Source organism: Flavobacterium sp. CAU 1735, assembly GCF_039888695.1.
Classification (GTDB): domain Bacteria; phylum Bacteroidota; class Bacteroidia; order Flavobacteriales; family Flavobacteriaceae; genus Flavobacterium.
The window spans coordinates 171,041-183,659 of the sequence record NZ_JBDQQQ010000005.1 but is presented as its reverse complement, the minus strand read 5'-3'; the positions used below and the strand labels follow the sequence as shown (position 1 = coordinate 183,659).

6 protein-coding genes are annotated in these 12,619 nt (G+C 39.2%); 4 read left to right on the top strand and 2 right to left on the bottom strand.

Going from position 1 to position 12,619, the window contains the following annotated elements:
* Nucleotides 1-55 precede the first annotated feature (55 nt).
* Together AAFN64_RS12815 and AAFN64_RS12810 are read left to right on the top strand one after the other, a co-directional pair.
* On the top strand, nt 56-2,293 hold the full coding sequence (locus AAFN64_RS12815) for a hypothetical protein (protein WP_347760705.1): 2,238 nt from the start codon (nt 56-58) through the stop codon (nt 2,291-2,293).
* Between the two features lie 44 nt (nt 2,294-2,337).
* A complete protein-coding gene (locus AAFN64_RS12810) occupies nt 2,338-3,351 on the top strand; it encodes a hypothetical protein (RefSeq protein WP_347760704.1) in 1,014 nt (337 codons plus the stop codon).
* An 82-nt stretch (nt 3,352-3,433) separates the two neighbouring features.
* Here the strand turns inward: AAFN64_RS12810 and AAFN64_RS12805 are convergent, their stop codons facing one another.
* On the bottom strand, nt 3,434-9,868 hold the full coding sequence (locus AAFN64_RS12805) for an MG2 domain-containing protein (protein ID WP_347760703.1): 6,435 nt from the start codon (nt 9,866-9,868) through the stop codon (nt 3,434-3,436).
* Nucleotides 9,869-9,951: 83 nt separating this feature from the next.
* Here AAFN64_RS12805 and AAFN64_RS12800 point away from each other — a divergent pair, with 83 nt between their 5' ends.
* Together AAFN64_RS12800 and AAFN64_RS12795 are read left to right on the top strand one after the other, a co-directional pair.
* On the top strand, nt 9,952-10,650 hold the full coding sequence (locus tag AAFN64_RS12800) for a tetratricopeptide repeat protein (protein WP_347760702.1): 699 nt from the start codon (nt 9,952-9,954) through the stop codon (nt 10,648-10,650).
* A gap of 2 nt (nt 10,651-10,652) precedes the next feature.
* Complete coding sequence (locus AAFN64_RS12795) at nt 10,653-12,008, top strand: Mur ligase family protein (protein ID WP_347760701.1); 1,356 nt, start codon at nt 10,653-10,655, stop codon at nt 12,006-12,008.
* A gap of 20 nt (nt 12,009-12,028) precedes the next feature.
* On the opposite strand, the gene AAFN64_RS12790 is transcribed toward AAFN64_RS12795, so the two are convergent.
* Entirely contained in the window at nt 12,029-12,619 is a 591-nt protein-coding gene (locus AAFN64_RS12790; protein WP_347760700.1) for a DUF1287 domain-containing protein, read from the bottom strand.

The window sequence follows — 12,619 nt, the reverse complement described above, 5'->3', positions numbered from 1 at the left end:
TTTGTAAGTTTAATACCGTATTTAAAACAATACTTTACCTTTAAAACTGATAGTAATGATTCGGAATTCTTTAAAAAAATGGTTGCTGGGTTGTAGTCTTTTAGCTGGCGTAACCTATACAGTTATCTATGCCTGCTCGGATATTGGGGATTGGGGATATTATTACCTGTCCAACTTTGCTCCGGAGGCCTATGTCGATAAATCGTATTCACCCTTGTTTTATTCGGGTGATATGTTCTATACAGGCTATGATGACGACTTTACAGGACGATTTAACGAAGACATTGTGGCCGAATGGGATCATTACCTCGGAGGCACCATCAACAAAGAAAAACTGAGTTATCTGATATTAAATGATAGTTCGAGAACGACAGTAGAGAATATGTATAATGTGGCTTTTAATAAAAAGAAACCCACTCTTTCCGATTCTAAAATCGATCTGAAAAATAAAAAAGTAAAAGACTTTTTAGAGTTTATGTATTATGCCCGACAAATTGATCAGTATACTACAACGCAATATGATCCATGGGATGCCAACGAAAAGCCTGTCTCACGAGTATCGCCGCAGTTGATCAAAACGGTAGAAACAAAATTTGAACAAACACAGGATGCGTTCCTGAAGAATCGCTATTGGTTTCAAACGATGAAGGCTTATTTTTATAGTGATTCCAAACCAAAAACCATCACTTTTTTTGAGAAGACCCAAAACAGTGTGCCTAAAAACACGTTGTATTACCGCGGACTTTCGTATGTTGCCGGGAGCTATTACAAACAACAAAACTATGTAAAAGCCAATTACGGCTATGCGGTGGTATTCGATAAATGTCCGGCACTTCGTCAGACGACGGCCTATAATTTCCACCCGCAGGAACAATCCGATTTTAACGCTTCGTTACAGTTAGCCCAGAATACGGATGAAAAAACAGCATTGTGGGCGCTTTTGGGGTATTATGCCGATGAACAAAAAGCGATTGCCGAGATCTATAAGCTCAATCCAAAAAGCGAACATCTGGAATATCTGTTAACACGTCTTGTGAATAAAGAAGAAATCCGACTAAACGATGATGAGTTTAGAACAATTCCAGAATATAAAATGAAGATCAATGAGAAGCTGAACAAAGACATGGTCGCTATGGTTGATAAAATTGCAGACGAATCCCAAACGGCAAAGCCCTATTTGTGGAATAGCGCAGCAGGCTACCTGAATATCTTTAAAGGCGATTATAAAAGAGCTGCCAAACTGTTTGATAAAGCCGAAAGCAAGGCACCGAAAAGTGAGCTCTCAGACAGACAATTTCGTCTTTTAAAATTGATCAACACTATTAGCACAACCACTAAAATGAATGCGAAATCGGAAGCAGCACTGCTAAAAGAGCTTAAGTGGTTGTATCTGGAACTTCCGAATGTGGAAAATGAACTTGCTTATTTTCGTTATTATAAAGCCAAAGAATGGAGTGCCCGTTATATTGCATCGTTGTATGCCTCACAGAAAAATGGTGTAATGGCAGAATTGTTTTTACGCGATAAAACGTATTATCATAAGCCGGAAAGCCAGGAAGCCATGAAAGCTTTTTTAAGCAAATCCAATAAAAGCGAATGGGAGCAAATGGCCATGAAGCTTTATAATGTGACGTTGTCGGATATTTACGATTATCAGGGTGTGATAAGTGCTTATAACAATAAAATCGATCAGGCAATTAGCTATATGGAACAGTCCGAAAGAAGTAAAGATTCGTTATGGGGGAATCCGTTTAATGGTAAGATTAGGGATTGTAACGATTGCGATCATGTGGCCTATCAGAAGGTGAAATATACCAAGCTTTCTTTTTTACAAAAAATAAAAGAAATGCAGGATAAGCTGACAAAAGGTGAGGACGTATATAGTAATAACCTTTTATTGGGTAATGCCTTTTATAATATGACCTATTATGGTAATGCCCGTGCTTTTTATGATGACGTTATCATGGCGCAATGGGGAAACTATATCGATGAATTTTATCAACCGATTCTGTTAAGCACAGCACTGGCGAATGAGTATTATAAAAAGGCCTTTGCGGCAGCAACCAATCCGGAGCAAAAAGCAAGATGTATGTATATGATGGCCAAATGCGAACGGAACGATTTCTATTCCGGACGGTATCATACCAGGGATACTTATTACCGACAAGCGGAAGTGAGCTTTTTGGCTTGGAATGGGTTTCAAAAACTAAAATCAGATTATTCGAATACGCAGTATTATAAAGAAGTGATCAAAGAATGCGGCTATTTCCGGAAATACCTCGGAATGGAATAATTCCAAAATTTGAAACTGTAAAGCCTTTTATAATTAAATGAAAAGTGAAGCAAATAATTGCAATCATCCTATTCGTAGGATTGTTTTCGGGTTGTTCGAACAATTCGGAAAAAAGAGAACCTAAGGTAGCATTCTATTACTGGAAAACGGTTTTTAAAGTAACGGAAAATGAAAAAAAGGTGCTGTCGGACAATAATGTCGGAAAACTATATATCCGTTATTTCGATATTGGTCTTAAGGGGAAAGAAGCGGTACCGGTATCACCGATAGGCTTTTCCGAAAAACCGGATCCGTATAAAGTTGTTCCGGTGGTGTATATCAAAAATGAAGTCATGCTCGAACCGACAGTCGACTTGGAAAAGCTGGCTGAAAATGTCAATACCTATATCGGAAAAGTCAATACCCAATACGGAATTGCGTGGGATGAAATTCAGGTGGATTGCGACTGGACGTTAAATAGTAAAGACCGTTATTTAAAATTTGTCGAACAGTTAAAGTCGGTTAGTGCCAAAAGATTGTCGGCGACCATTCGGTTACATCAGGTGAAATATTTTAATAAAACCGGAATTCCCAATGTGGATAAAGGCGTGTTAATGTACTACAATATGGGAAGTATCGCGCCCGATAACCGGAATTCTATTTACGATCGGGAAGTGGCGCAAAGCTATATCAAAAGCCTGAAAAAATTTCCATTGGCACTCGACGTGGCTTTGCCAATATATAGCTGGGGAATTCATATCCGGAATCATCGGGTGATCAAAGTGATCAGTAAAATTGATGTGGCGGCTCTTGAAAACGATCCGCATTTTAAAAGAACGGATGGCATGTATTTTACCGTAGTGGAAAGCGTGATCCGCGGTGGCAATTATTTTAAAGAAGGCGATCAGCTAAAAATGGAATCCATTTCAAAAGACGATCTGGAAAATATGGCCGATGATCTACGTGATAATCTGGCAAACCGCCCGGATGAAATTATATTTTATGACTTGGACGATTTTAATATGACATCTTATAATAGCGATCAAAAAATCTTTAAAAAAGTCGCAGCCTGGTTTTAGACTTTGAGATTTTAAAAGTCGTGATTATTTTGGGAATAGCATAATCAAAAAAGGAGGTTTGATCAAGCCTCCTTTTTTTGTATTAACGTTTTATCTGAACCCGAATTCCTTTCGTATGACTCGTAAATTCCGGAGCATACATACTTTGTATCGTAGTGATACCGTTGGAGAAATGACCACTGTTATTGGCGCGTACATCATATTCGATAACATAGACTCCTTTTCGGATGCGATCAAAAAAGAAATGGGTGGCGGCATCGCGCGTACTTTGGTAATAGCTCAGTCCCTGTTTCCATTGATAACCGGAAAGTACATTTAAGGGTTCAAAACCGGAGGCTCTCATATCTTTTAAATGAATATATTCGATATCCTCAGTCGCTTTGATGATAATGCGAACGGTAACCAAATCACCAACAGCAATATTTTTTCCGGTAGTGATGCGTTCCAGTTGTTCTCCGTCTTTCGTGTTTTTTTTAAGATATAATTCTTTGGAAGTTGATAAGGTACTTCCGCTTTGTGTTTTGATTTTATCGAGGTCTTCAAAATATTGCCAGTAATAACCGCCATAACCCGGAACATCGGATTTGTTTTGAACGGAAATTGTAGCCATTTCGGGACTGATTTCTTTTTGATTCCAGTTGAGTTTGATATAACCGGTCTCGGCTTCTTTTTGGTTTTCGCTTAATTTGTTTGATAACATTTTTTCAGAACCGATTTTAAAAACGGTGTTGTCCTTTTCTGAAAGCCAATTGCCACCATACGATAATAAGGCATAAATAGCCTCGGTAGTGGATTTGGTCGTTGGCCAACTTTGACCTTGTTTGTTTTTAAGCAGCCATACTTTCATCGCTTCGATGGCTTCTTTATCGTTGGTGATTTCAGCAAAGGCTTCGATCAGTAACGCCTGTGTTTCTATAGGCGCCTGATACCAGAACCATCCGGGTTTATTCGCAATCCAATACATGCCGGAATCAGGGTTGTTGGCCGCGGTTTCTTTTAAACTGGCTATAATGGTCGCTGCCGTTTTCTTATCTTCAAAGCGGTTAAAAACCAATGCCGCCAATCCTTTTTCATATAAAGAATAGTCTAGCCAGTTCTTTTTGGAAGTATCAAGATATAGCGCTACAATCTTTTGCTGCTCGGCATTTAATGGATGACTGTCCAAATAAAAACTACGGGTGTACAGGTAGTACAGATTTTCGTATGGGTGCGGTTTGTATGTCTGTTTAAGGGACTCGTTGTGTTGTTCTACGAATTTGAAATCAAGATATTGAATGCCTCGATTAGTGATGCTGGTAAACTGTTTTTTGATGGCATCGGTCAATTGCATTTTAGACAGGTGACCAAAACCAGCCATAATATGGCGGGTGATATAATAACTTTCGTTTCCGTTTTCGAACCAGGCGAACCCTCCGGATAATTTTTGTTTTTGTTTTAGCTTATCAAAAATAACATCAGTGGAAGTTGCCATTTTGTCCAGGTCGAATAGCAATGCCAGGTTTTTCTTTTTTTCGGCTTCGGATTGTGAATCGCGTAACCACGGGGTTTCGGCCAATATGATGGATTTTAGTTCTTCATTTTGTTCCAGTTTGGAAGTGCTTTTTCCGTCTTTTCTCCAGTTTTCAAATAAAGTGGCAATTTTAGGATTGCTGTTGATAATCTGTGAAGCCAGTACATTGGCATAATACCGGGCAAATGTTTGTTCGGCACACTCGTGTTCGTATTCCATTAAATACGGAAGGGATTGCAACGCCAGCCAGGTCGGATTGGAAGTATATTCCAGTGTGATCTGATGGTTGCGAAGGGTAGTAGAGGTATTGGTTTTTAAGTTTTCAAGGGTATAGGTTTTTGTTGTATTCCCGCGAACCCATAACGGAATACTTTCGGTAACCAATTGTGTGTTGGTGAGTACCGGAAGTATGTTTTCTTCGCCGTCGCTAAAGTTGCCGGATTTGGCGACTATTTTGTACTGAACACCCTGAATGCCTTCGGGGATAACGATTTTCCAGCTTACTTCCGTATTGCCTTTGGCCGGTATCACAACGTTTTTAATGTTGTTTTGATTGGCGGTTTTATGATCGATCGGTTCCATGGTTGTCGCATCAAAAAGTTGTAAAGTGGCAATTCCGGATTTGGTTTCATAGGTCATATTGGCGATTTTGGCACTAATATAAAGCGTGTCTTTTTCGCGTAAAAAACGAGGGAAGTTTGGTGTGATCATCAGGTCTTTTTGAGTAACAATCTGATCTTCATAATAGGCGGTTTTCCCTTGTTTGGTATGGCCAAAAAGGCGAAGTTTCCATTTCGTTAAAGACTCTGGTGAAGTAAACGAAAATTTGATTCTCCCCTCTTTATCCGTTTTTAAATGCGGATAGAAAAACGCGGTTTCATTAAAATTTTTCCGAGTTTTTACCTCAGCGATTTCGGATAATGATTTTTTTGTTGTGATGATCAACACGCCATTGGCACCTTCCGCACCATACAGTGCGGTTCCTTGTGCACCTTTTAATACGGTGGACGATAATAGGTCGGAAGCCGGAATGTTTTCCAGCATACCGGCATCGGCTATTTTTCCATCGATGACGATTAAAACGGGTTTGTTTCCGCCTTCTCCGATTCCTCGTATCGCGACCGGCTGCTGACTAATTTGCAGGCCGTTCACTTTTCCGGTTAGTGCCTGAAGTACATTCGGAGCGTAGATAGTCTGCGCCATGGAAGTAATGCTTTGCTCTCTGCGTTTAATACCCATGGCTCCGATAACGACTTCGTTTAATGCTTTTGCTTGGGCCGTTAAGGTTACATTGATAACTTTGTTTTTTACAATAATAGTTGTTGTTTCCATTCCAATAAAACTATAGGAGAGAACCTCGCCTTCGGAAGCAGCGATATTGTAATAACCATCCATATCGGTTTGCGTTCCTCTGGTTGTGCCTTCAATTGTAATGGAAACACCCGGTACGGGTAATCCGCCTTCGGTTACGATTCCACTAATGGTTTTGGCGTTGTCAGGTGTTTTTGTTTTACCGGTTTCAATTAGTTTGTTGTATTGCCTTTGGGTGAAGTAATCATTAGGATTTACGAAGTTAAATCCAAACCAGATTAATTCGGCTGATTGCTGCGAGATATCCGAATAGTAGGAATTCGGGTAGAAAAGCAGGCTGCCGTAGATCGTGTCAAATCCCAGTTTGGTTTTTTCGGGTATGTAGCGGTCGTACCGAAGCGATTGTATCTTCTCCCATTCTGCTGTAGTAAACTGATCCAGGGAACTGTCGTACATCGAGGCTAGAACTTCGGCTTCGGTTTTGTTTTTGATACGGAAAGCCCAGTTTTCATGACTTCCGGGTTCCATTTTATTGCGAATACTTTCTACTTCAAAAGCCAAAGGTTCTTGTTGCTGGTCAATGTTGGAAACAACGGTGTGAAAAATAACTTCGTTGTCAAACAGAGTTTGGAATTGCATTTTGATGGCTCCTTTGGCTCCTTTTTTTATTGGAACTTGTAGGATCGCTTGTTTGTTTTGGAGCTGAAAATCTTCTCTGTAATATTGGATGCCGTTATAATAAATATCGGCATTTAGATATAAATCGGCAAAGTTGGAAAGGATTTGCACTTTGATAAAACCATCTTTTTCCGGCTGACTGTTTAGTGGTTTTACGGTAAATAGTCTGTCGGAAGGCTTTTGCTTGTCGTTTTGCTGATACAATTGAAAGTTAACCTTTTGTTTAATCGAATGTCCAAGGGAATCGTTAGTCGAAAAAACAACTTTATAATTGCCTGTTTTCCAGTTGGACATAAAGTCTAACGGGATTTTACGATCCGATTGGGTATTGATCGTCTTTTTGAGAACTAGGGTTTCCGGAATGGAATCGTTATATCGTTTTTCATAAGGAAATAAAGCATCGAAAGTACTATCGTCTATAGACTTTATTTCGGAATTGTACCCTTTTCGTTTCCATTTATTGTCGATAGGAGCAGTATAATAAAAGGTTAGTGTTCCTTTGGTTGGGATAAACGAATTGTTTAGGTTTTCGCTGTTTAATTGGATAAATTCTTTTTTTCCGGTTTCGATAATCGGAGGAAGGCTGACGCCCAGTTTTAGCATATGATATCCGACATTTACAATGGTGCTATTACTTCGGGTTTCCCCGTTACTATCGGTTATGTCAACCCGAACCTGATAATAGAATACCGGCAATTTTTCGGGACTATATTTTGTGTCGGGTTCGGCGGTAAAGGCAACGGTAAAATTACCGCTGGCATCTGTTTTGGTTTCGCCTTTAGTTATGATGGGAGTGTCGTCCGCATCGTAAAAGTAATTCGAAAACGATCTTTTGATGGTATACGTAACTATAGCATCGCTGATCATACTACCCGAAAGCGCCTTTGCATTTCCTTGTAATGCAATCTGCTGATTAACGGAATATGGTTTTGTTATAGGTATAAAGGCAATCTGGAAATTAGGTCTTTTATATTCTTCGACTTTAAAACGAATTCCTTCATTTCCACGCCAACTCATAGTGTCCCAAAAATAATGTTGATCTTTTTCTTTGTTGTAAAGCGTATCGTTTTCTACGTTATCGGGTTGTTCTGTTTTAATGGAATAGGTTCCGGTAAGGCCAATTTTAGGAAGGTTGAATTCGCCGGAGAAAGAACCAAATTCATTTGTTCGGGCTTCGATCTGTTTTATGGTAGAACCATTTGGATCGATCAGATTAACCTTCACGGTAAGGTTGGGAACCACTTCCGTCTGATCGTTTTTATTCCAAAGTGCTATTCCTTTATAATAAAAGGCTTGGCCGGGTCTGTAAATAGCCCTGTCCATAAAAAAATCAATTCTCGAATCGGAAATTGAAAGCGTTTCATTTTCTTCTTCCTTATCCTCCTCATCGTAGTTGTTTATAGAATGGCTTATATACAAAGAATCGTTGTTTGTTGTCGCCAGAAGATACTCCTGATTGGTATATCCGAAAATACTTGCCCGACCTTCCGAATTGGTCTGGATTTTAAAATCTTTGCCGGAAATAGTAACATTTTCCAACGGCTTTCCGGTTTTTCGATGCAGGGCTTCAAAGTATACTTGTTTGTTTTTGACGTAGCTCAGTAATCCGATGTTGCTAACCGTAAAAACATCACCACTGGTTTCCGGGGAATTGGTGTCCATAGCGCTTTCATAACGAATTAGGTAATTTCCTGTTTCGAAGTTCGGAAGTAAAACTTCAGTGGAATATTCGAAATGATCATTTTTATTCCGTAAAGGATAAGTAATCGTTTGGATCGGTTTTTGGGATTGATAGATTGTTTTTCGGACACTATCGCTTTCTTTGCGGGAAAGACTATCCAGAGCTGCAGTTTCCCGACTATTGATCTTGTAAAACGAAAGTGTAACCGCATTCAGGTTTTTATACCGGATGGATGCACGTATATGTTGCTGGTTGTACGTGTATTTTGGAAGTTGAATTGAAAAAGACTCCCGGATCAGAGTGTAGCGAGTATTAGATGCTATTTTATAAATACTAGACATTCCCAAAGCTAGTATACTGTCGTAGGTTTTTGCAGCAATAATATTATAATCAGGATGTATCTTTTTTGAGGCTTCCGATTGATATATCGAAGCCTTTTGATACAAGACCTTTTGAAGTGTAAGGGAATCTAAATTTTGTTTCTGAAATCGGTTAAGAATTTTTAGCGACTGTTGGGCATCGTTTATTGAGAATATATACTGTAGATATTGCAAGCGTTCGTATTGATATTTTGAACGCAATGCGCTATTTTTTTCGAGCTTTTGATATAAGCGCATTATGGTTTTTAGCGATTCGTTTTGTACCACTTGAAGATTATTTTTGTTGAAGTTTTCCGAAGTATCCAGTAAGGATTCCCACTCAGTTTCCGTGTTTTTTAGATTGTATCGAGACAACCATTTTTTGGAGTAGTATTGAAGTGCTTCCGACGCTAAATAATCATAAAGCGTATGCTTTTTAAAGTCTTCGTATTTTTCAAAATCAAAAACGATTTCATAGTCGCGTAACGGCGTTTTCTGTAATTCCGCTTCTGCTTCAATCGATTTTCGATAGGCAGTTTGTATTTCTGTTTCAAATATGTTGAGTGGCCACGTTCGGAAGTCCGATTCAGGAGTATAATCCAAATTGGATAGTTTGTTGATTTTTGATCGATTTCTGTTTAAATGCGTCTCAAGACATTTCGCATAAATATGTTGTAATAGTGCTTGTGTGGGAATACTGCTTTTGGAAAGGATTTGTTTTAAATCGGCAATGATTTTTACACCGGCATCTTCTTCCAGTGTCTGCATGTATTTTGACGAATAAAAGAAGGCTTTAACCATCTCGGCTTCATCTCCACGGGATTTGGCTTTTTTGTAAATATATTGGACTTCGGTATTGGCCGAACGGATTTTTCCTTCCTGTTCAAGTGCAATTACTTTATCCCATTTTTTATCAAATTTCTGAGCATATAATAGTGTCGAGAAGAATAGGGCAAAAACAAATGTAATTTTTCTCATAGGTAGGAATTTTTAAGCAAGATACTATAAAGTTTAAATATTCTCTAATCGTTATAAAAAAGGATGTATTTTGTTATTTTTGAATGATGAAGCAATGGATTTACATAGGATTGTTAGTGCCTTTTTTATCGTGGTCACAAGGTGATTTGGGAAAAGGTATACAGTTGTTTGAACAGGCGCGCTATGAAGAAGCACGACCTTATTTCAGTGCGATTGTCAAAGAAGATCCGGATAATGCCAAAGCGATAGTGTATTTAGGTGATATTGCGGCGCATCAGCAACAATGGGACGAAGCCATTTCGTGTTATCAGAAACTAAAAGTGCGGTATCCTAAAAATGCGGAGTACTATTATAAGTATGGCGGTGCGATGGCGATGAAGGCAAAGTCGGTTAGTAAGTTCAAAGCATTGGGGATGATCGACGATATAGAAGAAGCCTTCCTGACAGCTGCTAAATTAAATCCGAAGCATATAGAATCGCGTTGGGCTTTGGTAATTTTTTATCTGGAAATCCCCGGAATATTGGGCGGAAGTGAAAAAAAAGCACAACGCTATTCCGATGAACTAATGGCAATTTCACCAGTGGACGGTTATCTTTCCAAAGGTCATATTGCCGAATATTTTAAGCGTTATTCCGAAGCGGAAAAATATTTTATCAAAGCGGTGGCTATTGGTCAGTCAAAAGTGACCTACCAACGTCTGGCCGATTTGTATAAAAATAAAATGAAGATGCCGGAAAAAGCAAAACAAACCTTAGATTTGTATCAAAAGAAAAAAACATAAAAATGCGTACACATTTTATCGCTATCGGAGGAAGTGCCATGCATAATCTGGCACTGGCTTTACATAGCAAAGGATATAAGGTAACCGGAAGTGATGATGCTATTTTCGAACCTTCCAAAACCCGATTAAAAAACAAAGGATTATTACCGGAAGAAATGGGATGGTTCCCGGAGAAAATCACATCCGATATCGAAGCGGTTATTTTGGGAATGCATGCCAAAGCCGATAATCCCGAATTGTTAAAAGCACAGGAATTGGGATTGAAAATTTATTCGTATCCTGAATTTTTGTACGAACAGTCAAAAGATAAAACCCGGGTTGTAATTGGCGGTTCCCACGGGAAAACAACCATTACTTCAATGATTCTTCATGTAATGCATTATCATAATATCGATGTGGATTATATGGTGGGAGCACAATTGGAAGGGTTTGATACCATGGTTCACCTTACGACCGATAATGATTTTATCGTTCTGGAAGGCGATGAATACCTGTCATCTCCAATGGATCCAAGACCGAAATTTCACTTATACCAACCGAATATTGCATTGATCAGCGGAATTGCCTGGGATCATATCAATGTGTTTCCGACCTATGAAAATTATGTAGAGCAATTCTCGATTTTTATCCGGAAAATTACCAATGGCGGTATATTGGTTTATAATGAAAATGATCTGGAAGTAAAAAGAGTAGCCGAAGAAGCGACCAATCCGATCCGGAAAATTCCATACCATACTCCGGAGTATACCGTGGAAGATGGAACAACGTTATTAGCAACACCGGAAGGGCCAATGCCAATTGAAGTTTTCGGAGCGCATAACCTGAATAACCTTGCCGGAGCAAAATGGATCTGCCAGAATATGGGTGTCGATGAAGCCGATTTTTACGAGGCCATCGCTAGTTTTAAAGGCGCTTCCAAACGTTTGGAAAAAATCGCGGAAGGAAAAGGTAAGGTTGCCTATAAGGATTTTGCACATTCGCCGAGTAAAGTGGCCGCGACGACTAAAGCGGTAAAAGAACAATATCCAAACCGAAATCTGATAGCTTGTCTGGAGTTGCATACCTATAGTAGTTTGAATGCTGAATTTTTAAAAGAATACCAAGGAGCACTCAATGCTGCCGATACGGCTGTCGTGTTTTATTCGCCCGAAGCGGTTAAGATCAAACGACTGGAAACAATAACCTACGAGCAGATTGCTAAAGCATTCAATAGGGAAGACCTGATTATTTATACCAATCCGGAAGATTTTAAACAGTATCTTTTTAATCTTAACCTGGATAATACGGCACTTTTATTAATGAGTTCCGGAAATTACGGCGGACTGGATTTCGACGATGTAAAGAAATTAATACAGTAATAAAAAAGGATTGGCTTTCGCTAATCCTTTTCTGTTTTATAGGTATAGTGTCCGGTAATCGGATACTTAAAAAGAAAATCTTCCAACACTTGTCCGCGGCCTACATTGTGAACAATCAGATGGCGTTTTCCGTCTTTTGATTTTCGATGTACAACGATGCCGATATGGGGTAAGGCTCCGGGAAGCATCCAGGTAACAATATCTCCGGTAGTATAATCGGATGCATTAGCGGTAATCGGTTTGACTTTTCCAAAACGGGAAAAGTAAACCTGAAGATTGGGAACTCTTCTGTGATCAATATTCGTGTCCGGTTTTTTTAAACCCCATTTCGAAGGATACTTCGAAAAGTTTTTTTGCATATCCACATGAACCTCCTTCTGTAAATCAATCCCAAGCTTCCGGTAAGCCCTGATAATTACATCCGTACAAACGCCCTTATCCGACGGGACATCCCCATTTGGATATCCAATTTTTCGATACACCGGATCATACGTCACCCGATCCTTTGTTAATACCATAGCCGCTTCGGATAATTTTTGAGAGGGGTGAAACTGGCTGTTTATGGCTGTTATTGGGTAGGTTAGGAATAGAAAAACCAGAAAAAAATTCAT